The organism is Polyangium sp. 15x6, assembly GCF_029960785.1.
In the GTDB taxonomy this organism is placed as follows: Bacteria; Myxococcota_A; Polyangia; order Polyangiales; family Polyangiaceae; genus Polyangium.
This window is the reverse complement of record NZ_JASBQE010000009.1, coordinates 81,354-105,848: the sequence shown is the minus strand read 5'-3', so window position 1 is coordinate 105,848 and position 24,495 is coordinate 81,354. Positions and strand designations below refer to the sequence as shown.

The 24,495-nt window shown below is 68.7% G+C and carries 18 protein-coding genes; 13 read left to right on the top strand and 5 right to left on the bottom strand.

Translation table 11 applies throughout. The features are described from left to right. Positions 1 to 18: 18 nt before the first annotated feature. Positions 19 to 1,206 carry a ferritin-like domain-containing protein gene (locus QHF83_RS09505; protein ID WP_282417455.1) on the bottom strand — a complete coding sequence of 396 codons (1,188 nt, stop codon included), beginning with the start codon at positions 1,204 to 1,206 and terminating at the stop codon, positions 19 to 21. A 349-nt stretch (positions 1,207 to 1,555) separates the two neighbouring features. Between QHF83_RS09505 and QHF83_RS09500 the strand changes: the two genes are divergently transcribed. The 11 genes from QHF83_RS09500 (at position 1,556) to QHF83_RS09450 (ending at position 12,783) form a co-directional block, all read left to right on the top strand. Next, a complete protein-coding gene (locus QHF83_RS09500) occupies positions 1,556 to 2,113 on the top strand; it encodes an acyl-CoA dehydrogenase family protein (protein WP_282417454.1) in 558 nt (185 codons plus the stop codon). A 242-nt stretch (positions 2,114 to 2,355) separates the two neighbouring features. Beyond that, positions 2,356 to 4,311, top strand: coding sequence for a hypothetical protein (locus QHF83_RS09495; protein WP_282417453.1), 1,956 nt, complete (start codon positions 2,356 to 2,358; stop codon positions 4,309 to 4,311). 28 nt (positions 4,312 to 4,339) lie between these two features. Next, positions 4,340 to 5,296, top strand: a complete 957-nt coding sequence (locus tag QHF83_RS09490) for a metallophosphoesterase (protein WP_282417452.1) — start codon at positions 4,340 to 4,342, stop codon at positions 5,294 to 5,296. Beyond that, positions 5,284 to 5,847: a hypothetical protein gene (locus QHF83_RS09485; RefSeq protein WP_282417451.1), complete on the top strand. Its 564-nt coding sequence runs from the start codon at positions 5,284 to 5,286 to the stop codon at positions 5,845 to 5,847. The genes QHF83_RS09490 and QHF83_RS09485 overlap by 13 nt, the downstream gene beginning before the upstream one ends. Positions 5,848 to 6,100: 253 nt before the next feature. Beyond that, positions 6,101 to 7,312 carry a tetratricopeptide repeat protein gene (locus tag QHF83_RS09480; RefSeq protein WP_282417450.1) on the top strand — a complete coding sequence of 404 codons (1,212 nt, stop codon included), beginning with the start codon at positions 6,101 to 6,103 and terminating at the stop codon, positions 7,310 to 7,312. Positions 7,313 to 7,337: 25 nt separating this feature from the next. Then, positions 7,338 to 8,198 (top strand): alpha/beta hydrolase, encoded by an 861-nt coding sequence (locus tag QHF83_RS09475; protein WP_282417449.1) that lies wholly within the window; start codon positions 7,338 to 7,340, stop codon positions 8,196 to 8,198. Between the two features lie 31 nt (positions 8,199 to 8,229). After that, positions 8,230 to 8,766: an OsmC family protein gene (locus tag QHF83_RS09470; protein ID WP_282417448.1), complete on the top strand. Its 537-nt coding sequence runs from the start codon at positions 8,230 to 8,232 to the stop codon at positions 8,764 to 8,766. 189 nt (positions 8,767 to 8,955) lie between these two features. Continuing rightward, positions 8,956 to 10,455 carry a serine/threonine-protein kinase gene (locus tag QHF83_RS09465; RefSeq protein WP_282417447.1) on the top strand — a complete coding sequence of 500 codons (1,500 nt, stop codon included), beginning with the start codon at positions 8,956 to 8,958 and terminating at the stop codon, positions 10,453 to 10,455. Between the two features lie 5 nt (positions 10,456 to 10,460). Beyond that, entirely contained in the window at positions 10,461 to 11,480 is a 1,020-nt protein-coding gene (locus QHF83_RS09460; protein ID WP_282417446.1) for a hypothetical protein, read from the top strand. Next, the gene (locus QHF83_RS09455) at positions 11,477 to 12,121 is read left to right on the top strand and encodes a C-type lectin domain-containing protein (protein WP_282417445.1); all 645 of its coding nucleotides are present in this window, start codon (positions 11,477 to 11,479) and stop codon (positions 12,119 to 12,121) included. Before QHF83_RS09460 ends, QHF83_RS09455 begins: the two co-directional genes overlap by 4 nt. Positions 12,122 to 12,165: 44 nt before the next feature. Then, a complete protein-coding gene (locus tag QHF83_RS09450; protein ID WP_282417444.1) occupies positions 12,166 to 12,783 on the top strand; it encodes a hypothetical protein in 618 nt (205 codons plus the stop codon). 9 nt (positions 12,784 to 12,792) lie between these two features. Here the strand turns inward: QHF83_RS09450 and QHF83_RS09445 are convergent, their stop codons facing one another. Continuing rightward, positions 12,793 to 18,123 (bottom strand): AAA family ATPase, encoded by a 5,331-nt coding sequence (locus tag QHF83_RS09445; protein ID WP_282417443.1) that lies wholly within the window; start codon positions 18,121 to 18,123, stop codon positions 12,793 to 12,795. A gap of 19 nt (positions 18,124 to 18,142) precedes the next feature. After that, positions 18,143 to 19,087, bottom strand: a complete 945-nt coding sequence (locus tag QHF83_RS09440; RefSeq protein ID WP_282417532.1) for an acetoacetate decarboxylase family protein — start codon at positions 19,085 to 19,087, stop codon at positions 18,143 to 18,145. A 134-nt stretch (positions 19,088 to 19,221) separates the two neighbouring features. Between QHF83_RS09440 and QHF83_RS09435 the strand changes: the two genes are divergently transcribed. Together QHF83_RS09435 and QHF83_RS09430 are read left to right on the top strand one after the other, a co-directional pair. Continuing rightward, the gene (locus tag QHF83_RS09435) at positions 19,222 to 20,199 is read left to right on the top strand and encodes an acetoacetate decarboxylase family protein (RefSeq protein WP_282417442.1); all 978 of its coding nucleotides are present in this window, start codon (positions 19,222 to 19,224) and stop codon (positions 20,197 to 20,199) included. 47 nt (positions 20,200 to 20,246) lie between these two features. After that, positions 20,247 to 21,296, top strand: a complete 1,050-nt coding sequence (locus tag QHF83_RS09430; RefSeq protein WP_282417441.1) for a zinc-binding dehydrogenase — start codon at positions 20,247 to 20,249, stop codon at positions 21,294 to 21,296. Here the strand turns inward: QHF83_RS09430 and QHF83_RS09425 are convergent. After that, entirely contained in the window at positions 21,290 to 23,545 is a 2,256-nt protein-coding gene (locus QHF83_RS09425; RefSeq protein WP_282417440.1) for a polyprenyl synthetase family protein, read from the bottom strand. The two genes, QHF83_RS09430 and QHF83_RS09425, sit on opposite strands and share 7 nt — an antisense overlap. A gap of 55 nt (positions 23,546 to 23,600) precedes the next feature. Beyond that, complete coding sequence (locus QHF83_RS09420; protein ID WP_282417439.1) at positions 23,601 to 24,476, bottom strand: hypothetical protein; 876 nt, start codon at positions 24,474 to 24,476, stop codon at positions 23,601 to 23,603. Positions 24,477 to 24,495 lie beyond the last annotated feature (19 nt).

Here is a 24,495-nt window from a genome sequence, read left to right as displayed (position 1 = left end):
AGCGCTCGGCGGACCCCGTCAAGCCTCCGCGCGAATCTCGCCGCCGCCGAGCCGCTCCACGAAGAGCCGCACCGCGGGCAAAACGACCTCGACCGTCGCGCGTCGGGCCACCTCCTGCACCTCGGCCTCGCCGAGCCGGCCATGCGCCGCGAGGCGCGGATCACTCGGCGTTCGCTCGCCGGGCGCGCCTTGCCCGAGCGCCGCGAAGACCTCGAGGACGGCCGCGCGCACCGCATCGCCGCCCACGCGCACGGCCCAGGCCACCGTGCGCCATGCGAGCTCGGCGTGGCGCGCCTCGTCCTCGGCGATGAGCCGGAGGACCGCGTGCACGGCCGGATCCGTGGCGGCCGCGAGCTGCTCGGCGGCGACGGCCGCGGCGATCGTTTCTCCAATACAACCTTCCCGCGCGGCGCGCGCGGCGACCGAGGCGAGATCGGCGCAAATATCGATGCGCCCCTCGAAGGGGAACGGCCCCGGGGCCCTGGCTTCCCCGGCGTAATTCGAGGCGAGCGCAAAACAGAGCTCCGCGTGGCGCACCTCGTCCTCCGCGGCTCGATGCGCCCGCGTGACGAGATCCGCCGGGGCGCCCACGGCGAGCAGCTCCAGGGCAAACCGTCCGAAGGAGGCGACGGACGCATGCTCGAAGAGCCCATCGCGCGTCCATGCCGCCGCGAGCAGGGCGCGCTCGTCCGCGGAGAGATCGTCGATGTTCGGAGCCATCGCCTCCGGGCTGCGCGCGCCCGACGCGAAGGCGCCGCGGACGGGCTCGGCCGTGCGGGGCGCGTCGTTCACGAGGAAGGGGCGACCCCCGATACACAAGGGCTTGAAGAGCGTATCGTAACAGCACTGACCATTCTGGAGCGTGCCGTCCGATTCCATCGTGTGCATCCCGGCGGTTTGTTGGTCGAGGATCGACTTCGCTTCGGCCTGCGCGGGACACATCACGGGGGCGCCTCCCCCGGCGCCGCCCGCGCCGCCAGCGCCTCCGCTGCCGCCGCTTCCGCCCGCGCCCCCGCTGCCCACGGCGCCGGAATCCTGGGGCCAAGCGAAACACGCGTGCTTCGGGGCGGCCTCCGGGCAATCGCCGCCCGTGGATTCTTGCACCACGCAGCCCGAGAGCGCGCTCATCGTGAGGGGGAGCGCGGCGGCGACGAGCGCGAGGAGGCGACGCGCGAGGTTCCGGCGAAAGTCATGCGAAGCATTCATGGGTGACCTCGTGAGTAAGGAAGTATCTCCGTGATGCGGAGCACGCGCATGGTACGGCGATTCTCCACCGAAAGCGAGCGCGACCGTGGAGAGAACTCATAGAACGTGCGCGACCGTGCTCACGACGCTTCCCATATTGTAAAATTATGGTAAGAGGCTTGAGGACTGCAGAATTTCCTGGTAGCGGTGGATTCGTCGACGGTCTTCACGCCAGGAAAGGTCCTGCGAAATGGATGCTTGGCGTCCGTGCCAGGGGGGGAACGCCCTTGTCGGCCCCTTTGGCCCCGCAGCATCCGCGGACGAGGTACGGCGCACGCTGGGCCCGTTCCTCGCCGAGCGAATCAACGCGGTGGCCCGGGACCGCGATCGTGACGCGCGTCCGCTTCCCCTCGAGGTGCTCGGGGACATCGCGCGGCTCGGGTGGATGTCGCGCCTTCCGCTCGCGGGGAAGAGCGAGGCGTGGATCGAATGGGGGTGGCTGCTTCACGAATGCGGGTTTCTCGGCGAGGACCTCGGGCTGCCCGCGCTCCTCGCGCTTTGCGGCACGATGGGCGACATGCTGTCCCAGCTCGGGCGGGACGATCTGAGAGAGCGGTATTTGCGCCCTTTGCAGGAGGGTCGGGCGTTCATCGCCTTTGCGTGGAGTGAAGGCGCCGATCCATTCTCCTTTCGTACGACCGCGCGGCCGGACGGCTCCGATTTCGTGCTGGACGGGAGCAAGAAGCCCATCACGGGGGCCATGCTCGCGACGGCGCTCGTCGTCTTCGCTCGCCATGCCGAGACGAAAGAGATCGTGGCGGTCCTCGTGGAGCGAGACGATCCCGGCGTGGAGGTGAGCCCGGTCTCGATGATGGGCCTGCGCTCGGCGGGCTTCGGCCACGTGCGATTGCAGGGATTCACCGCCTGAAAGCGCGTGTCCCCGCCGACGAGACGTGCGGGGTCGTGCTGGAGTTCGTTTCCGGCCCGAACGCACCGGGCGACCCCAGCGAGCGCGGGGGCGGACCGGGGCTCGGAGGGTCGGGCGGCTCCTGACATCTTTACGCGATAGTTGGAAAAACCCACCGAGATCGTTTGATGTCGCACGATCCGAGGACGGATTCCCCGCTTCTGCCCGGCGGGCTCTTCGGATAGCCTCGGTCGTCGGACGACATGGCAGCGATCCAACTGTACTGCCCCTTCTGCGGGCAGAAACTATCCATCGAGACCGAAGCATTGCGCGTGCAGACGACGTGCCCGCGTTGCGCAAAGGGCTTCGTGCCGATCGACGCGATTCCGCGCGACCAGACCTTGCCGGCGATGAAGGTCCCCGGGACCGCCGACGTCGCGGCGCCGCCGCCCGCCGAGGCGAAGGCTCCCGCGAAAAAGCCGGGTTCACTCGCGGGGCAAGTGGATACGATCTTGCTGCCGCCGAATGGAGGTCCGCTCCCCATCGTCACGGGCGCGCATCGAGCCGCCGCGCCGGAGCCGGCGGCGCCGAAGCCCGAGCCCGCGCCGGTCGCAGCGACGAACGTTTTGCCGGCGCCCACGCCGCCGCCCGTCCTCGACGGTCCCACCTTGATCCGCGCCGCGCCGCCGGAGCCCGCGGCCAATGCGTCGGAAAAGGCCGATGCGCTCGCGGCGACCGTCCCGGTCGATCCTCCGGCGGCCGAGCCTCCGGCCGTCGAGGCAAAACCCCTCGAAGTCACCGTGCCCGCAGCTCCGGCCGTCGAAACCACGGCGCCCGCCGGGCCTGAGGATCTGCCGCCGGTGGCCTCCGATGGATTGGCCGCGACGGTGAACGAGCCCGAAGCCCCGGCCGTCATTCCGCCGCCCCCGAAGACGGCGCCGGCAGAGGGAGCGATTCCCGCGGAGCTCGCCGCGCGCGCGTCGACGATGCTCGGATCCGTGAAGGTCGGCAGCTCGAAGGCGCTCGGATTCGAGCACGTGGCCCTGGTCGCGGCCGTCGCGGCCGTCCTCTCGCTCGTGCTGCTCGCCATCACGAACGTCGGCGCGTTGCGGCTCATCGGCGGGTTTTTCGGGACGATTTCGCTCACGGCGGCCTTCCTCGCGGGCGCGGCGTTCTGGCTCGTCCGCTCGCGGAAGGACAGCTCCGCGGCGCCGGCGATGTCACGACCGGCGCGAAATGCGCTGATCGGAAGCGTCGTCGCCTCGCTCGTGCTCGGAGCCGCGATCACGGGCGGCGTCGCCGCGGCGACCGGCAGCCCCCCCGAGCTCTTGCGCGCCAAGCACATGCCGCCGCCGAAGCTCCCGCCGAAGCCCGAGCTGCCGCCCGAGCAGCGCGCCGATTACAAGTTGAAGCGCGAAGGCCACGTCTTCGTGAACGGCGGCCTCCTGCACGTCCCGCCGAAGTTCCGCTCCGACGACGGCGCGTTCGACCTGTACATGCATTTCCACGGCAACACGAATCTCGTCGAGGAGAGCGCCACCGCGGCCGGGCTGAACGCGCTCGTGTACACGGTGAACCTGGGCAATGGCTCCGGGCCGTACGAGGACAAGTTCTCGGTCGTGGGCGTGCTCGACCAGACGATCGACAAGATCCAGGACATGGCGAGGAAACATGGGCTGCGCGACGCCAAGGTGCGGCGCGTGGCGCTCGGCTCGTGGAGCGCGGGGTATGGAGCGCTCGCGAAGCTCCTCGACGTCGCGAAAAACGTCGAGCGGATCGATTCGGTGCTGGTGCTCGACGGGATTCACGCGGCCTACCTCGACCCGAAGGCGAAGACCGTCGATCCTCTCCGACTCGCGCCGTTCTCGCGATTCGCGAAGCTCGCGGCCGAGGGGAAGCGGCTCTTTTCGATCACGCACTCGGACATCGGGGGCACGGAGTACGCGAGCTCGGGGGAGAGCGCGGACGCGCTCCTGCGCGACGTGGGCGCCGAGCGCGCGCCAGCGCAAGCGACGCCGCCGCGCGTGACCACGAAGGCCGCGCTCACGGCGTTCAACAAGGGGGCGCAGGAGACGCGGCTCGAACAGACAACGGAAGCGAAAAAAGGCGGATTGCACGTGCGTGGTTATTCGGGACAAACGCCCGATCAGCACATGGCGCACCTCGTGCAAATGTCCGTGACCGTGCTCCCCGAGCTCGCCGAGCGCTGGAAGGAATGACGAGCTTCCTCGCCATCGAGGGCACGTGATGCGGGCGCTCCGCGCGCTCGCCCTCGCGGCGATTTACGTTTCCGGCTGCTCCCGCACCCGCGAACTCCCGCCGTGTGACGCTTCCCCCGCGCTCCCCGTGACGCCGAAGGATCCCTCGGCCGCCGTGATCGTGGCGGCCGGCGATATCGCCGAGTGTCCCGGGGGGCGGCAGGAGGAGACGGCCGCCCTCGTCGAGCAGATCGGGCCGGACGCGGTGTTCACGCTCGGGGACACGACGTATCCCGACGGCACGCTCGACGAGTTTCTCGATTGTTATCACCCGAGCTGGGGCAAGTTTCGCCCGATCACACGCGCCGTCGTGGGGAACCACGAATATCACGCGCCGCGCGCCGGGCCGTTCTTCGCTTATTTCTGCGGCGGCGCGGGGGCGCCTTTCGAGGGGCGCGCGAGCTTCGACATCGGCGCCTGGCACGTCGTGATGCTGAATTCCAATTGCGGCGGCGATCTCGACGTGCCCGCCTCGGTGCCGGACGATTTCGGTGGCTGTGGCCCGGATTCGCCACAGGCGCGCTGGCTCAAAGGGGACCTCGCGGCGCATCCGTCGCGCTGCACGCTCGCAATGTGGCATCACCCGCGTTTCACCTCCGGGGAGCACGGGAGCGCCGATTCCATGCGCGACCTCTGGAGGATCTTGCAAGACGCCGGCGCCGACGTCGTCCTCGCCGGCCACGCGCACCTTTACGAGCGATTCGCGCCGATGAATGCCGAGGGACAAATCGACGTCGCGCGAGGAATGCGCGGGTTCGTCGTCGGCACCGGCGGGAAGATGCCGCTCCACGCCGTCGACGAGGTCCACGCCGGGAGCGAGGTAAGGAATCTCGATACACACGGCGTCCTGCGGCTCGAGCTCCGGTCGGAAGGATACGCGTGGCGATTCGTCCCAGCCGCGGGTGGCTCGTTCGCCGACGAGGGCGAGGCGGCGTGTCACGATTGACGTGCGCCTTCCTGGTCTCTCTCGTGACCACCCTGTTCACGCAAACCGCCCATGGTGAAACGGGGCATCGATGGAGTGTCGATGCCCGCCTCGGGTATGCCACGTCGTGGACCACCGGGCAGTCGTACCTCGGCGCGGCAACCGGGCTCATCGGGGGATGGACGTTCCGCGTGCCGATACACGTCGAGCTCGGCGCGGCGTATCACGTGGGCAGCATCGAATCGGCCGCGAACGATTCGCTCGTCTACTGGTCGCGGCGGCGCTCCGTGTTCGTGCACGCCGCAGCCGGTTACGATCGGACGATCCTCGCGGGGCGACTGCTCGTGAGGCCGAGGCTCATCCTCGGTTCTTTCTTCATTGTCGACGAGGCTGAGCTCGGCGGTGCGATGCGCGAAGGGATCGAGCCGCGGTTCGCGCTCGGCCCCGGTGTCGACTTTCTCTTTCGTTTCGGGGCTCTGCACGCGGGGCTCGACGCACGCGCGCTCTTCGTTCCGTCCCATGTGGCCGCGCCGATCGGCGGCCTGTTTGGCGTTTTTGGCATCACGCGGTGAGCCCACGGCGGAACCAAACATTGCCGCAGCGCGCAATCGTACCGTATCATTGCTTTATATTGATTACGCTGCATCGGCTGTGATAATAGCTGAAAGGATGATGGCCTCGACGCGTCGATCCTTTCCCGTCGCTCCGTTGCTCCTCACGATGTTCTTCGCCGCCGGCCCGCTGGGCTGCGGATCCACCGCGGAAAACTGTCGACCCGCGATCTCCGGAGACGTGGCGGCACAAGCGCCTCGCGTGGATGCAGGCGTGAGCGGGACGGCCGGCGCGCGCGTGGATGCGGCCGCCGATGCGAGGGCAAACGTCGAGCCGCCGCGGGCCGAGGCGCAGCTCCGCGAGGCCGCCGAGCTGCGCGCACGGGCCAAGGTGAACATCGACGCGGGTCGTCTGCGGGAGGCGCTGCCGGATCTCGAGCGCGCGTTCGAGCTCTCGGGCGACGTGACGATCCTCGGGGATCTCGGCCTCGCGCTGCAGGCCGCCGGGCGCCTCGACGAGGCCTGGCTCGCGCTGCATCGATTCCGCGCGGAGGCGCGCGCGGCCTACGAGCCGGTCCGCGCGAAAATCGACGCGGCGCTCGGCGAGCTTTCGGGCAAGCTCGGCGGCCTCGTCCTGGAGGGCGGCGTGCCGGGGGCCCTCGTGCTCGTGCGCGGGCAAATCGCCGCGAAATTGCCCATGGCGTCGCCCATTTACCTCGCGCCGGGGGACGTGTCGGTCGTGGTCCGCCCGCCTGGAAAGCCCGACCTGACGGTCCGCGCGCGCGTCGCCGTGGGCGCCATTGCCCGCGCGAGCGCGAACCTGGATACGCCGGGCATTGGCATCGCGGCCGGAGGCCTCACCGGGACGGTCGGCGGGCTCGCGGGCGGGCTCGGCAAACCGACGGGACAACTCACGGGGGCGGTCGGCGGACTCACGGCGCCTGTCGGAGGGCTCACCGGAGGACTCACCGGAGGGCTCTCGGCGCCCAATCCTGGGCTCGAGGCGCCCAATCCTTCCCTCAACGTGCCCAATCCCAACATCGGCGCCCCGAATCTCTCGGCGCCGGTCGGCGCGGTCACGGCGCCCGTCGGCGCGGTCGCGGCGCCCGTCGCCGCGGTCACGGCGCCCGTCTGGCCCATCGTGGTGGGCGTCGGAGGCCTCGCGGTGATGGGCGGCGCGATTGCGGCCTCGGTCGTGCATTCGGGCAGGCTCGACAATTTCGACGCCAACCTCTGCGGCGGGTCGGGCGCGAGCCCCGAATGTCCCTCGATCGAATCCGGGATCAAGGTGACGACCGGCCTCCAGGTCGTGGGGTACATCCTCGGAACCGCCGCGCTCACCACGGGGATCGTGGTCTTCGCGCTGTCGCGCTCGACGCCCGACCTCGAATGCCCGAAGGTGGGACGCGCGCCGGCCTTGACCCTCCAGTGCGGCCCGCACGTGGGCGGCAAGGGCGGCGGCGTGGGCTGCGTCGGCACGTTCTGAACGATTTTCTGCTACAGACTCGACCATGACCGAAACCACGAGCAGGTTCGTTCGCGTGGGCGACGTGGAGCTCCACGTTTTCACGGAGGGCTCGGGCCCTCCGATCCTCGTCCCCACGGGCGGCGGGATCGAATTCTACCGGCGCACGTTCTCCCGGCGGCTCCTCGATGCCCATTCGTTCGTCTATGTCGAAATGCGAGGGACGGGGCGATCGACCGGCACGCCCGAGGGATCGACGTACGCGACGCTCGCCGACGACATCGACGTCGTACGCGACAAACTCGGGATCGATCGCGCCGTCGTGATGGGTCATTCGAACCACGGCGGCATCGCGCTCGAGTTCGGATTTCGCCACCCCGAGCACGCGGCCGCCGTCGTCTCCGTGGCGAGCGTGCCCGATTTCAGCCGCGCCATGAGCGTGGGGATCGCTCGCTGGGAGGCGGAGGCGAATGCGCAAAAGAAGGAGCTCCTCGCCCAAAAACAAGCCGAATTCCACGCCCTCGATACGAGCGCCATGGATGCCGACGAGGTCGTCCTGCGGCAATATCTCGCCTTGCATCCGCTCGTCTGGAATGACCCGGCGCTCGACGCCGGCGCCCTCTGGGGCGGCGTTCCGAAGGGGTTTGCCCGCTACATGCAATCGGTCATCCTCCCGGAGGCCGAGCGCTGGAGCCTCGTTCCTTCCCTCGGCAAGATTCCTTGCCCCGTCCTCGCCCTGAGCGGCCTTTACGATTACGTCTGCCCTGTCGAGCTCTGGGCGGAGGCCAGCAAGAAGCTGCCGCGAGGCCGTCTCGACATCTTCGAGCAAAGCGGACACAATCCACAGTTCGAGGAGCCGGCTCGATTCGACGCCGTCTTGCTCGAGTTCTTGCGCACCCTTTCTTGAGGGGGCGCGCCGCTCGATGGAGGTCAGGAGCATGGAATCGCTTGGTGGATGCTGCACCCTCGACATCGACACCTTCCGAAAGACGCGCGACGCGGTGGAGAGAGCGCCCGAAGCGGGGAAAGGGAGCTTCGAGACCGTGACCGAATGGCGCGACGGCGCGCAAGCCGTGACGCGGGCGAGGTCCTTCACGATCGAGACCGACGAGCCCACGCCGCTCGGCGGAAAAGATCAACACGTCGATCCGATGGAGCTCTTGCTCGCGGCGCTCGGATCGTGCCTGACCATTGGATGGGTCACGCAGGCGCGCCTCCGCGGGATCACGTATCACAAGCTCGTGATCAAGGTGCAGGCGCCGTTCGACCTGCGCGGATATCTCGCGCTCGAGCCTTCCGTCCGGCCCGGGTTCGGGCAGCTCCGGTATACCGTGGACGTGGACACCGACGCCGACGCCGCGACGCTCGAAGAGATCCGGATCGCCGTGGAACGGACGAGCCCCATGTTCGACAATATCCTTCGTCCGACGCCGATCGAAGGGATCGTCCAGCGCCCTGCCAGTATGTCGGCCTGATCCCCGCGCCTCCGTCGCCCTCACCACGCCGCACACCATTCGAACCCGCGCGACGCCGCGGACGTTCGTATCCTCCTAAAAAGCACCGTACGGGAGAATACCAGCGCTCAGGCACGGGCGAGAGGGGTGCGCTGCGCTATGGTGTGCGAGGTCGCAGTCGCACGGGAGATCGTCGGGCGGGGGGGACGAATGCAGGTCGAGCGCAGGTCGGATTCGTCGTGGGAGGACGAGCCTTCGGGTCTGCCCGTGGCCATCGGCGACGTCCTCGATGGCAAGTATCGCGTCCTGCGCGTCCTCGGCAAAGGCGGCATGGGCGTCATCGTGGCCGCCGCGCACGTGGAGCTCGGGCACCGGGTCGCGCTCAAATTCCTGCTGAAATCCGCCACCCAGAACGAGGAGGTCGTCGCCCGGTTCGCCCGCGAGGCGCGCGCCGCGGCCATGATCCAGAACGAGCACGCGACGCGCGTGCTCGATATCGGGCGATTGCCGAGCGGACAGCCGTACATGGTGCTCGAGCTGCTCGAAGGCTCGGATCTCGGCGCATACGTCACCCGGAACGGCCCCCTCCCCATCGACGACGCCGTCACGTACGTGCTCGAGGCGTGCGAGGCGATCGCCGAGGCCCATTCCCTCGGGATCGTCCATCGTGATCTGAAGCCTGATAACCTCTTCCTCGCCCGACGCCCGGACGGATCACGCACCGTGAAGGTGCTCGATTTCGGTATTTCCAAGCTGTCGGTCGACAATGATAGGGCGTCGGAGCGCGGCGGGCCGCTCACGACGACCTCCGCCGTCATCGGATCGCCGATGTACATGTCGCCCGAGCAGCTCCGGGCGACGCGCGACGCCGATCCTCGCTCGGACATCTGGTCCATCGGCGTCACGCTGTACGAGCTCATCGCGGGGGAAGGACCATTCCCCTGGCAAAGCCTCCCGGAGCTCTGCGCGGCCATCCTGAAGGACCCGCCGATGCCGCTGAAGGAGCGTCTTCCCGACGTGCCGCCGGGGCTCGACGCGGCGGTCCTGCGTTGCCTTCAGAAAAACCCAGCCGACAGGTACGCGAACATCGGCGAGCTCGCGGTCGCGCTCTCGCCGTTCGGAAAGCCCGGGGCCATTGCGTCGAGCGAGCGCGCGGTGCGCCTGCTTTCGCGCGGGTCGTCCGCGGACCGATTTTCGAGCACGCGCGCCCTGCACCAAGCGTCGGACGCGAGCACGAGCCCGACGTTGACCGATCCGCGCGTGCCCTTGCCGCCTCCGCACTCGACGCCGCCGGTCGCCGCGACCGCGATCCTCGCGCGTGATCCCGCGGGGGCGAAATGGCAACGAATGCTGCGGCCCGTGCCGCTCTTCGCCATGGTCGCGGCGATCGTCCTCGTCGGCGGCGCGGGGATTCGTCTGCGTCGCGTGTTTGGCGCGTCGAACGTCCTCGCGGCCACGGCGCGCGGGGGAATCGAGGCGACGCTGGCCCCGGCATTCACGAAGGTGACGCCGGCGGCGTCGGTCGAGGCCGCCGAGACGAAAACGCCTCCGCCCGTCGTGGAAGACGTGCGAACCGCGCCGCGCCCGATGAACAAGGCGCCGCAGGGGGGCTTTTCAAAGCCCCGCCCGCAAAGCACGATCACGGACAAGACCTCGGAGAAACCTCCGTCGTCCGTGAAGCGCCCCAATCCTTTCGATGGGCGCGAATGACACCCATGACGAATACGATCCGCGCCGCTCATCGTGATCCGAGGAGAAACGCCGTCACGTCCGCGGTCGCCCTCGCTTTCGTGCTTGTCTCCGGAACGGCCGCCGCGAATCCGCCCGACCCGATGGAGGACCGCGCCGCGCGGCGCGCCGCCGCAGAAGCGCTCTTCGACGAGGGCAAATGGCTGATGGACGAGGGGCGATATCCGGAGGCTTGCCCCAAGTTCGCCGAGAGCCAAAGGCTCGACGCGGGCGTCGGGACGCTCTTGAACCTCGCCGATTGTCTGGAAAAAATCGGTCGCACCGCGAGCGCCTGGGCGGAGTTCCGGGCTGCCGCGTATGCCGCGCGCGAAAAAGGGCAGGTCGAGCGCGAGCAGGTCGCGCGCGAGCGGGCCGCGGCGCTCGAGCCGAGGCTCGCGCGGCTCGTGATCACCGCGCCGTGGGCCGAGCAGGCGCAGAGCCTCACGATCCGCAAGGACGGGCAGATCCTCGGGCGCGCGCTCTGGGGAACGGCCGTGCCCGTGGACCCGGGCAAACACGTGCTCGAGGCCCAGGCCGAGGGCAAACGCCCCTACCGCGTGGAGGTGGAGGTGCCCGGCGGCGAGGCCACGCGGGTGACGGCGGCCATTCCCGAGCTCGCGGACGTCCCCCGAGCGCCGGCGTCCGAGCCCGTCAAGCTCCTTCCGAATTCGAGGGCGAAGGTGCACGAGATCGCGGGGATCGCGCTGGGAGGCGCGGGCATCGTGTCCATCGTCGCGGGCTCGATTCTGGGGATGCAGGCCATCGCGCGGAACGACGCGTCGGCCGCCCATTGCATCGAGGGCAACCTCTGCGACGCGACGGGCGTCGCCCTGCGCAGCGAGGCGCGCGCGCGTGGCGACGCGGCGACGGGGACCATCATCGGGGGCGTCCTCGCGGCGACGGGAGGACTCGTCCTGTACCTGACGGCGCCGGAGAGCACGCCCGCGCGGGCCGGCGTGGGGACGGTGGGATCGGGCACGGGGCTCGTGGTCGGAGGTGTGTTTTGAGTATCAAACGGCAAACGGGGCGCCCGCGCGGACGTCCCTTTTGGTGGCTCGGGCTCTTCGTGCTCGGCCAGGCCCTCGGCTGCAATGCGATCGCCGGAATCGAGGAGGGGGTGCTCGCGCTTTGCCAGGACGGCACGCGTATCGATCAGACCGGCTGCCAGGGCTCGGACGAGGGGAACGGCGGCGGTGGCGGCGGGGGATCGTCTTGCCGGAGCTGTCCCGACCCGGAACCCGACCCCGACGAATGTCCATTGCCGTGGCAATGGAAGTCGCCGACGACGGGCTCGTGTTATTTGCATCATGGCACGGAGCGCGACTGGAACACGGCGCGCGAGCATTGCCTGGAGCTCGGCGGCGATCTGGCCGCGCTGAGCTCGGCCGAGGAGTTCTGGTTCGTGGCGAGCGTGGTGTCGGGGGATGTCTGGATCGGCGGGACGGACGCCCAGCAGGAGGGCGAGTTCTCGTGGTCGAACGGCGAGCCGTGGGGGTTCACGGCGTGGAAAGAGGGCGTGCCCGGGGATCAGGGCAGCAAGCAGGACTGCGTGATGCTCTCGGCGTCGCCGGGGACCGCGGCGTCGTTCGACGACAGGTCCTGCGGCGAGAAGCGCGGATTTCTCTGCGAAAAATCCACGACGCCTTGACTTTTCTTGTCGCCGGCCCGCACAGGGTGCGATTCTGAAGGCGTATGCGGAAGGCTCCCCTTTCCCTTTCGTCCGTGCTCGTGCTCGCGCTCGCCGCCGGCTGCGGCGGCGAACAGAGCTCGCCGGCAAACTCCGGCTGGTCCCAGGATCTCGGTGATCCCACGGGCCAGCCGCTCCGCCGCACCGAAACGCTGAGCGAGCTCGATCAGCCCCCCGCGCCGCTCACCGGGACGACCGCGACGCCGCCCACGGAAAAACGGGTGCGTCACGACGTGATGATCGCGAAGGACGCGCCCCACCCCGCGACGTGCTCGTGCCTCGCCGTCGTGGTCGGCGAGCCGGGGAATCCGCGCTTCACGTGGCAAGCCCAGGTGCCGAAGCTCGGCGCGGACGTGGCGGTGGTCGCGGTGAGCGCCAAGGGCGTGCCCTGCCCCGGGATGGCCGAGGATGCGCCGCGGCGGCCCAGCATCGCAGCGGTGGAGCAGGAAGGGGCCGACGTGGTGCTCACGATCGAGGAGCTCGCGCCGGGCCGTCCGCAAGCCTCGGGGGCGGTCGTGCCGCGGCCCGGGCCGGGCGGAGCGGTGTACGTCAAGCCGAAGGGGCCGAAGGTCCCGTATGGTCGACCCGCGACGGGCGCGGGGGCGCGCTGCAAGGTGCAGTGACCGAAGGGCCTATCCGGGGAGCGAAACACGGAACGTCGCGTAATCGCCCTCGATGCTGTCGAAGGTGATGCTGCCGCCGTGGCCATTGACCACGATGTCGTAGCTCAGGGACAAACCGAGGCCGGTGCCCACGTTGCCGGGCTTGCTCGTGAAGAAGGGTTCGAAGATCCGGTCCCGTACCGAAACCGGGATGCCCGTGCCGTTGTCACGGATCGTGACCTCGACCATTTTGCCCTGCCGGCGGCTCGAAACATGGATCGTCGGCACGTACCGAGGATCGCTCCGCTGTTGTTTCTCGCCGAGGGCGTAGAGCGCGTTGTTGAGCAGGTTCACGATGACGCGCCCGAAGTCCTGCGCGACGATCTCCACCATGCCGACGCTCGGATCGTAATCGCGCTCGATGTGGACCGGGTTCTCCCCGCGCGAGCCGTGGTACGAGAGCTTGACGTAATCCTCGACGAGGGCGTTGATGTCCGTGGGCTGACGGACGCCCGTCGCGCCGCTCGCGTGCTGCATCATGCTGCGAACGATGTCGTCGGCCCGCTTGCCGTGCGACGCGATCTTCTCCGAGTTCGCGCGGACGTCGGCGAGGATGTCCGATACCTCGTCGAACGTCGAGCCGCTGGCCGCGCTCTCCTCGATTTCCTGGATGAGCTCGGCATTGATCTGGGCGAAGTTGTTGACGAAATTGAGCGGGTTTTTGATCTCGTGGGCGATGCCGACGGTGAGGCGCCCGAGCGAGGCCATCTTTTCCGCTTGCACGAGCTGCGCCTGCGTCGTTTTCAGATCCTCGATGGCCTGCTGGAGGTTGATGTTCTTCTTGCGTAGCTCCTCCGTGCGTTCGAGCACCCGCTGCTCCATCTCGCGATAGAGCTGCGCGTTCTCCAGCGAGATGGCGATCTGCGACGAGAGCAGGCGGAGCATCTCGAGCCGCTCCTTGGTGAATGCGCCGGTCGTCAGGTGGTTTTCGAGGTAAATGATGCCGAGCGGTTTGCCCTGGTGCAGGAGCGGCGCCACGAGCATGCTCTTCGGCGCGTGCGACGCGACGTAGGGGCTCCGGGTGAAGGCGCCGGCGCGCGCGGCGTCGTCGAGGATCACGGTCTCACGGGTCCGCGCGACGTAACGGACGATCTCCTCGGAAGCGTTCGGATACTCCTCGATCGGCGTCGAACGGAGCACGCCCACGACCTCGCCCGTGGCCGCGACCGTGGCGTCGACCTCCACGACGAGCCTGCCCTTCTTTTCGAGGACGAGCGCCCCCCGCTGCGCGCCGGCATTCTCGATCACGACGTGCATCAGGGTCGTGAGGAGTTTTTCCAGTACGATTTCGCTCGAAATGGCGAGAGACGCCTTGATGACGCTCCCGAGGTCGAGCCTGTCGCCCGCGGTCCGGCTCGTGGTCGAGGAGGGACCGGAGGGCGGCCCGGAGCGGCGTTCGTTGATGTCGCGGGGCGTGAGGGACGGAGAATACCGCTCCCGGAGCAGCCCGAGCTTGCGCCGGGCGCCGCGGAGCTGATGGGCGCGGTAAGCCTCGCGGAGATAGGCCTGGGCAATCGATTCTCGACCGCGGGCGAGCCAGGCTCTGCCCGCGAGCTCGTACGCGAGCGCGGTGTGCTGCAAGAAATTCCCCCGCCGCGCGCCCTCGATGGCCTGCTCGTACAGATCCAGCGCCTCGGAGATCCGGCCATCGACGCGGTAGACCTCCGCCGATACGAGGGCCGAGAGGTGCGCGAAGTTGTCCGGTCCGGTCTCGGCCCATCGGACGAAATCAGCGGCGAGCGCGCCGAGCTTCTCGCGAAGTCCGGCTCGGTCCGCCTCCGGCGCGTCGGGAATCACCGCCGCGAGGCTCAACGCGTGATAGAGGTGATGGTGCGCGACGGCGACGTTTCCGATGATCGCGGCGAGGAGTGGCTCCGAGCGCGTGGCCACCTCGAGCGCGCGCGCAGGTTCGTCGTGCAGGTACAGCACCTCGGCCTTCAGCGTCGGATAAAACGCGAGCGCCATGGAGCTCTTGTGCGCCTCGCACGCGGCGAGATAGGCCGCATCGTCGATGCCCTCGGCGCTGAAATCGGTCCGTGACGGCGTGTTGCCGAGCAGGTTCTCGAGCGCGAGGCGCAGCCCGACGATGATGTCGCTGGCGATCTCGTTCTTCGTCTGCTGCGTCAGCTTGAGGAAGCCGGGCAGATCCTGGGCGATCGGGTCGAGCGCGGCGCCCTCGTAGAATCGATTGAAGAGTTTGTAGATGAGGATGTAGCCCGCGTACTGGAGCTCGCCGCCCTCGAGTCCGGCCTGATAACCCGCGTCGTTCACCGGCAGGCTCTCGCGGAGGTGCCTCACCCAGGGCGAGATGAAGTTCGCGAGCAAGAAGCTGCTCCGGCACTTGTCGTCCGGCGCGCGGAACCGGTCGGAGAGCGAGAGGGCCAGCATCGCGAGCTCGCGGCCGAGCCGGCGATCGCCGAGGATGCTGCTCGTGATGTGCCCATAATACGCGTAAATGTCGGACGACTCGGGCGCCGGGCCGAACTTCAGCGAGATGTTGACGGCCTTGACGATGATGAGCGCGTAAAGGAGCGGGCTCACGAAAAACGCGGGCGCGAGGACCGTCGTGAGCAGGCCCATCGCCGCGCGCGCGGTCGGATCCGTCATGGGAGGCGCATCGCGGAGCGAGCCGAGCGAGCGGATCGCGAGGGTCGCCTGCACCTCGGCGATTTCGGCGCCCATGGCTGCCTGAATGCCCTCCGGCGGGAGGTGGATCGGCAGGTCGACCCCGAGGATCGCGAGGCCGTCCTTCGCCGCATTGATCGCCTCGTCGTACCGCGCCACCATGGTGTCCTTGCGGACGAGCATCTCGTACGACTCGGCCTTCTCGATATCGGTCGGGGCGTGCTCGAGCACGTGCCGGATGAGGGCCTCCGAGCGCTCGTAGTTGCCGATCAGCGCCGAGACCGCGGCGAGCTCCTTGTGCAACAAGAGCGGGAGGAAGGCGTCTCGCTCCGTGTTCGTCTCGGGCAGGGCGGCGAGGCCCGCTTCGAGGTATGCGCTCGCGGCCGCGTAGGCCGTGGCGCGCTTGGCGCGCAAGCCCGCGTCGAGGTTCAATCGGCAAAGCTCGCGCAGGCCGGGCTCGTCGGTGATGAGGCGGCGGCCCCGGTTGAGCTGGTCCACGACGTCGAAGAGCCGTTCGCCCGCGTCGTGCCCGCTGTCGAGCAGGTGCCGCCCGATCCGGACGTGCACGCCCTCGCGCTCGTCCTCGCCGAGGAGGGCGTAGGCCGCCTGCTGGACGCGATCGTGAATGAAGCGAAATTCGCGAATGACGAACGGGGAACCCGCGACGTCCGGCTGGGCGAGGACGAGGCCCGAGAGCGCCACGACAAACCCCTCCTGGAGGGCCGGCAAGAGCCTCTCGTACGCCTCGGGTTCGCTGATCTCGAGCACGACGGCGAGCGGCTTCAATTCGAAGACGCCGCCCATGCACGAGGCGATCTCGATGGCGCGACGGCTGACCTCGGGCAGGCGGCGCAGCTTGCCGATCATCAGGTCCACGACGCTGTCGGTGATGCCTTGCGCCTCGATACGCGTGACGTCCCATGTCCAGCGCCCCGCCGCGCGATCGAAGGCGATGAGTCCTTCCTGATAGATCGTCTTCAAGAGCTCGCCGACGAAGAGCGGGTTGCCCTCGGTCTTCCGGGCGACGAGGCGCGCGAGGGGCTCGACGTCGGCGGGGCTCCGGCCCACGGCGTCGGCGATGAGCGCCTTCACGTCCTCGATTCCGAGGGGCGAGAGCGGAATCCTGTCGATGGGCACGTGGTCCGCCTCGAGGGCGCTCAGCATCATGCGCAATGGATGCGAGGGTTCGACCTCGTGATCACGATACGCGCCGATGACGAGGAGGCATTGCGGCTCGACGTCACGCAGGATCAGGTCGATGAGCTTCAAGCTCCCCGAGTCGGCCCATTGCAGGTCGTCGAGGAGGAGGACGAGGGGGTGCGACGGCTGCGCGAAGACGCGGATGAAGCTGCGGATGGCGAGGTTGAAGCGATTCTGGGCCTCCGTCGGCCCGAGCTCCGCGACCTCCGGCTGCGGCCCCACCACGAGCTCGACCTCGGGGATGACGTCCGTGATGATCCGGCCATTGGGGCCGAGCGCCGCGACGAGCTGTTCGCGCAATGCCGCGAGCACGTCCTCGCTCTCGCCGAGGATCTGGCGGACGAGGGATCGAAACGCGGAGACCAGCGCGGAATAAGGCGTCGTGCGCAGGAACTGATCGAATTTCCCCTCGATGAAGTAGCCGCGTTGCCGGGTGATGGGCTTGTGGAGCTCGTGCACGAGCGCCGATTTGCCGACGCCCGAGTAGCCCGTGACGAGCGAGAGGGCCGCGCTCTTGCCCTCGGTGACGCGATCGAAGACGCCGAGCAGCGTCGCGAGCTCCTTCTCGCGGCCATAAAGCTTCTGCGGTACCTGGAACTGCTCCGGGACGTCGTGCTGCCCGAGGGGGAAGACGTCGATCTTGCTCTTCGCCGCGAGCATCTCGGCGCACGCGCGAAGATCCGCCTGGATGCCGTACGTGCTCTGGTAACGCGCCTCGGGCGTCTTCGAAAGGAGGCGCATGAGCACGTCCGAGAGGGGCTTCGCGATGCTCGTGTTGCGCTCGCACGGCGCGATCGGCACGCGCGCGAGGTGGCAATGCACGAGCTCCATCGGGTCGTCGGACGAGAACGGGGGGACCCCGGTGAAGAGCTCGTAGAGGGTCGCGCCGAGCGAGTAGAAATCGGTGCGATAATCGAGCATTCGGTTCATCCGCCCGGTCTGCTCCGGGGAGATGTACCGAAGGGTGCCTTCCAGCGCCTCGGGGCTCAGGACGACCGCGCGCTCGCGCGACAGGATGGTGGAAATGCCCAGATCGATGAGCTTGCAGACCTGGGTTTTGGGGTTGTAGACGAGATTCGCCGGGCTCACGTCCTTGTGCACGATGCTGCGCTGGTGGAGCGCGGCGAGCGCGTCGGTGGCGGCGATGGCCACGGCGAGCCGCTCGGCGAGGGACCACGGATGCGCGGGGATCAGGCGATCGAGTGATTGCCCGCCGAAATCCTCGAGGACGATGGCGTGGCGCCCGTCCGGCGCCTCGAGGAGGGCATGGGCGCGCACGACGAAGGGCGAGCTGACCTGGGCGAGCAGCTCGTATTCGCGGCGGAACCACGCGATCTCCTCGGGCGAAGGGTGCTCCGCCTTGAGGACCTTGAGGACGACGGGCGTGTCGTCGACCTCCCGGCGCGCGAGGTAAATGCAGCAATGAGATCCTTCGTGGACGAGATCGGACGGCTCGTATCCTGTCATCATGCCCATCGCGATGGCTCCTCGGCGCTCACCAGATGGAGGGGACGTTTGGCGCGGCTCCCGGGGCGCGCCCTTTTCCACAGCAATAAGGGAGGGAGAGCTCCCAGGGCGCCCGGAGCTGGAACGCGCCCGTCGGCGATTGATCGATGCCCTCCGACGAATACCTCCCGGGCGCGAGCCCCGGCACGAATGCCTCCTGGATGATCGTCTTCGTGCGCAGGGGCCGGATCTCGGCCTCTCGCCAGAGTTTGTCGAAGTCCGAGCACGCCAGGAGGGGCCCCACGGAGAGGGGTTGCCGCGACACGAGCGGCTGGGTCATGATCTCGAGCTGTCGCTGGAAGGAGGGCACGGCGATTGCCGGCTCGAACGACCCCGTGGCGCCCCACTGCAGCCCGAGGATCTCGTCGCCTCCTCCATAGAGAGGACAAACGGCATACGACCCGTCCGTCTTCGCGGGGTTCGTGCCCTCGAGGACGCGGACCAGCTTCTTGGGAAAACCCCAGAAAAGGATGCCGCCGATGGTCGCGAGCAGGTTCGTCAGGAAAAGCCGCGGCATGTAAAAGAAAGGCCCCCGGACCCGACCTCCACAGAGCGGGCGCTTCGCGTACACGTACGGCACGCCGACCACCTGCTCGAAATACGTCATCTCGGGGGGGAAAAACCGCGGAAAGGTCATGTGCGCGTCGCGCACGTGACCGAAGTACAGCGACACCGGATGTGTATCCCGGTGCGTCAAATCCTGATCGCCGAGCTCGAGCCCGTCGGGGAGCATCCACCGGACGTCCTCGCGAGGGAGCGCGATCGTGACGCCGTAGACCGACCATTGACCGACGAGCTTCATGGCCTGGTAGGGGTTCAACGACATCGACGACCTCCCACGCATCGTGGTACGGCGAGGCGGAGCAGCCGGACCTGTACGGGTAAGAACATCGTCCCATGGTCGGGCTCGATTGGGACAGGTGTCAAGAGCCAGAATCGCCTCGCGACACTTGCTTCCGCCCCCGAAGCTCGGGTAGCCTCGTCCCCGCGTTACAGGCTCCGAAGACGCGGGGGCGCTCCGCCCGGACGAACGGGCCTCGCCCCCGAACCCCGCGGCCGAGACAAGGCATGAGCAGAGCCAATTTGCCGAGATACGTCGAGCGAGCGGACAACCAAGCGATGCCGACGCCCGCGACGCTCCGGAACGTAACGGCCTATTTTTTCCCGCTCGAGAGCGACACGCAGAGGCAACAAGCGCTCGCCGACAAGTTCTTGAACGCCCCGTCGAAGGGCCTCGCCAGCTACCGCGCGTTTTTTCCTCAGGTATTCCTCGTCTTCACCCACACGGGCACCGTGTCCTCGACGGTCCCGGTCTTCCGCGACCAGGGCAGCTTCAACTACACCGAGGCGGGGATCTGGATCCCGCTCGTGTCGATCGATAAGACAGGTCCGATCCCGGTCGCCACGCGTCTCGTGCTCTTCCCCTATTACATGTTCGCGACCTCGAGCCACGCCGTCGTGAGCGGGCGCGAGGACCAGGGATGGCCCAAGGAGACCGCGGAGATCACGGTCCCCACGAGGCCCTCCGTGGCCGATCTCTTCCAGATCCGGCCCACGCTCTTCGATCGCTTCGGGCCCGACGTGCTCGCGCAGAAGGAGTACCTCGTGCAGGTGAACCGGGTCGGAGGCACCTCGCGCGGGGTCGTGGCGCAGGGTTTTACCGAGGGCAAAGCCGCGCTCGAGGCGATCGTCGACCTCGTCTTCGGCGGCCCCACGATCACTGTCCCCGGCCTCGGGCTCGCCCTGTCGATGGTCGACCTCCTGCGCACGGGGCCCACGTTCGCATTCCTCAAGCAATTCCGGGATGTTTCGGATCCCAGCCGCGCCTGTTATCAGGCCGGCATCGAGGCTGGCACGCAGATCGACTGCTTTCGCTGGGCCGGCTTGCTGGATGGACGCTACACGCTCGACGTGAAGACCGCCGACAGCCACCCGCTGGTCTCCGGGCTGGGGCTTTCGCCGCGCACGTTCGACGCGGTCCGCGGCTTCTTCGTGGACATGGATTTCACGCTCGACACCGGGGTCACGCGCTGGAAGGCGTTCTGAGTCGAGCCCGCGCGCGCGTGCGCCCCAGGAAGGCACGGACGGTCGACATGCTACCGAAAACCTACAAGAAGCTCATCGCAGTTCACCCGAGCCGTGATTTCCGCGCCGTCGCGAAGATCGTGGACGCCGATCTCGTCTCGCCGGGGCCGGGGCAGGTCCTCGTGCGCAACGTGGTCGCCGGCGTGAACGCTTCGGACCCGAACATCTCCGCGTCCGCCTACGATGCCTTCAAGGAGGCCAGCACGAGGTCGTCCGATATCGATCTCGGCGCAGAGTCGGCCGGCGAGGTCGTCGCGGTGGGGCCCGACGTGACGAGCCTCAAGGTGGGCGATCTCGTGATGGCCCTGGTCATCGGCGGCGGGTTTCGCGAGTACCTGCTCGCCCCGGTATCGGCGTGTATCCCCATTCCCCGCGCCACGCCCGAGATGCTCGCCATCCTCGTGAACGGCCTGACCGCGTCCATCGGCCTGAAAGAGGTCGGGCACATGGGCTCCGGCGAGACGGTCGTGGTGACGGCCGCGGCCGGCGGTGTCGGGCAATTCGCGGTGCAGCTCGCCAAGCGCGCGGGCAATCACGTCATCGGTGTCTGCGGCACCGATGAGAAACGCGAGTTCCTCGAAAAGCTCGGCTGCGACCGTGTCGTGAACCATCGGACCGAGGATCTCGGCGAGGTCCTCGCTCGGGAGTACCCGCGGGGCGTCGACATCGCATTCGAATCGGTAGGCGGCGCCCTGTTCGACGCGTCGCTCGCGAACCTGGCCATCCGCGGCCGGCTGCTCGTGTGCGGGTTCATCTCCGAGTACACGCGCCCCGAGCCCGCCTCCACCACGGCGCCGCGCGTCTACCACGAGCTGCTCTGGAAATCCGCGCAGATTCGTGGCTTCTTCCTGTTCCACTTCGCCGATCGGATCGCCGGGCATCTCGCGGAGCTGCTCGAGCTTTCGAACGCCGGCGCCCTCTCGGTCCACGTAGATCCGACGCCATTCGAAGGGCTCGCGTCGTGCATCGACGCGGTCGAGCACCTGCACTCCGGGAAAAACGTCGGGAAGGTCGTCGTCCGTATCGGCGCGGGCCCGTCCTCGATTCGTCCTCAGTAGCTCCGATCGAGCACGTACCATCCGAACGCACGCAGCCGCGCCGTCGCGACCGAGGGCGCAACGAGGCGTGAGAGCCGCGTCCAAGCCGTCTCGACGAGGTCCCGAGCCTCGCGCACGCACGCGTCGAGCGCGCCCGTGCGCTCGATGCGCGCGATCAGGTCCTCGACCACGGCGTCATCGTCGGGTTTGTCCCGGAGCGTGCGCGCGAGGTGCTCGCGCTCGTCTCGGTCGAGGAGACCGAGCGCTCGCACGATGGGCAACGTGACCTTGCCGATACGAATGTCCTCGCCCCGCTGCTTCAGGTTCCCCTGGAAGCCGCGCACGTTGAGGACGTCGTCGATGATCTGGAACGCGAGCCCGATGGACTCGACGTACGCGCCGAGCCCCTCGACCTGCGCCTCGGTGCCGCCTCCGGCGATCGCCCCCATGCGCGCGAGCGCGCCCGCGGGCACGGCCGTCTTGAGCCGGTTGATGGCCGTGACGCGACGCACGAGCTCCTCGGTGTCGCCCGACGCCACGGCGGCCGGCAAGAGGTCCTCGAGGCCGGCGATGTCGAGGGCCTGCCCGCCGTGCCCCGCGCGCATCGCGTCGAAGTAGAGGTGCATGACGCGCTCGGCGCGCTCGGGCGGGAGCGCCGAGCGCGAGAGGAAGAGCTCGGCCAGGAAGTACGCCGCCGTGCCCGCGTTGATCGCCGTCGGCTCGCCGTGGAGGAGGTGACACGCCGGGCCGCCGCGGCGGATCGTCGAACCGTCCTGCACGTCGTCGACGAGGAGCGAGCCGGTGTGGATGAGCTCGGGGATCGCGAGCCAAGGCGAGAATCCCGTGGCGTCGCCGCCGACCGCGTCGATGCAGGCGAGCGTGACGAACGAGCGCCAGCCCTTGCCGCCGCGATCGAGGACGTCGAGGAGCGGCCCCGTGAGCGAACGGCCGATGAGCTCGGGCTCGACGCCCTCGAGCCTCTCCTCGTGGCCCACGCAGCCGAGGAGCTCCGCGAGCGCCGGCTGGGAAGGGGCGCGCGAGACGAGCGCGGCGATCTCGCGTCGCACGCTCCGATGCGCGGCGGAGAGGAAGCCGCCGAGATCGACATGGGCAGGCGGAGACGTCTGCTCGACCCAGCCGATCCCCTCGATGGGCCGCCCCCAGCGCGTTCCTTTGACACGCGCGCGTCCCCGCCACGCGGAGACGCTGCCCACGAGGCCATGGAACTCCTGCGCGGGCATGGCCGCTTCGAGCACGAGCTCGAGCCCTCCGCCGGGGATCCGGAGCGTGAAGGAGACGGGGTACTCCTGGTACGAGCGCGGGCTCCGCCACGTGCCGAACGGCGCGAGCGTGGCGTGCGCCTCGGCGAGCGAACGCCCGCGGACGTCCATGACGACGGCCCGCGCGCGCTTCGTGTCCTGACCTTCTCGCGCGAGGACCTGCACGACAACCGAGCTGCCGTCGTCGAGGTGGAGGAACGCCCGCTGCACCCCGGTCGGCGCTTTCGATCCATCGATCACGGATGCGCCGGAAGGGGGCCCGATCAGGCGATCGTAGTGGCCGAACCCCGAGACCCGGAGCTCCTCGCCGTCGAGGAAGAGGGTGCCGTCGACGAAGCAGCTCGGCAGCGCGTAGTGGAGCGAGGCCCCCTCCTCGCCGGCGGAGCTCTCCCGCGCGTCGTGGAGGAGCAGCGCGGGCTTGAGCGCACGCAAGCGCAGGTCGCAGCCGCGCGCGCCGCGGAGCTGCCCGAGCACGAGCCGATAGCTCCCGTCCGGCTTTCGCGAGAGCAGGCTGCCGCCGTAACGCAGCTCGAGGCCCCGCGGGTCCACGGTGGGCTCGGCGTGCATCCCGTGCGCGGGGGCCGGGAGCGTCTCGGCGTCGAGCATCTCCAGCGCGGCGCGGGCGAGGTGCCGATCCATGGGCGCCGTGCCGTGCGTGATGGCGTCGCGCAGGGCGCTTCGACGCGCGGCGTCGAGCTCGAGCCTCGGGCGGTATCGCTTCGTGCTCTCGTCGCTGAGCGCGAAGGAGAGGCCGTGGGTCAGCACCGGCTCGCCGTCCGCGCCGGCGTGGAGCCTCCGATCGAAGGCGGCCCACACCGTGAGGGCGCGCTGATCCTTCGTCTCGACGTGGACGGCGGCGGACCAGCGTTCGAACCACGCGCCCTCGGGAGCGTCGCGCTGCGTGAAGTCCACGCTCGCCCGCTCGGGGGCTTTCTCGTTTTCGGTGTGGGTCCGGGCGGGATCCGGGCCGCGCGCGGCTCCGAGCTTCATGGCTGCCGGGGTCGATGTCATCTCGTCGTGTCTCGTGCCGAGGGTTCTCCGTCGATCAAGCGAGGCTGTGCCCGCGCCCGCAGCAATGGGGCAGGCTGAGCTTGAAAGGGGCGCGAAGCTGGAACGAGCCGAGCGGCGACATGTCGAGCCCGCGCGAGCGATAGGTCCCGACGACGAGCCCCGGGACGAACGCGTCCTCGATGCGCGTCGTCGTATGAAGAGGCCGCGCCTGGGCGCGCTCCCAGTCATTTTCGTGATCGGCGCACGAGAAGAGCGGCCCGCGCGCGACCGGCTGGCAGCAGATCAGCGGCTGGCGCAGGACGTCGAGGATGACCTCGTGGTTCGGCACCTGTGTGAGGGGCTGGAAATCGCCGGTCACCTCGTAGCTCAGCGACACGATCGACTCGGCGTCGTCCCCGGGGGGGAAAACGCGGTACGTCCCGGTCTCGTGCCTCGTCTCGTGGGGGTTTTTCTCGGAACGTGGTGCCTCCGCGCCCGCGCCGTTCGCCCCCTTGTCCGGGCCGAACGACATCTCCCGAATGCGGCCGAGTTGCTTCGCCAAACCCCAGAAGAGCCATCCGCCGATCACGGGCAGGATCTGGCTCGCGAAGAGGCGCGGCAGGTAGAGGAAAGGGCCACGCGCGCGCCCACCGCAGAGATCGCGCTTGGCATGGACGAACGGCACGCCGATGGCCTGCTCCTTGTACGTCGTCCCGGGCAAGAGCAGGCGAGGCAGCGTGACGTGCACGTCGTAGCGGTGGCTGAAGGAGAGCACGACGGGGTGCGTCCCCGGAGGCGTGTGGTCCTGGGGTCCGAGCGCCAAACCCTCCGGGAGCATCCACGCCACCTCGTCACGAGGCATGACGAGCGTCACATAGGAACTGGACAGCTTTCCGACGACGTTCATGGACCGGTACGGGCTCTCGAGCATCCATCCTCCGCAAAGGACC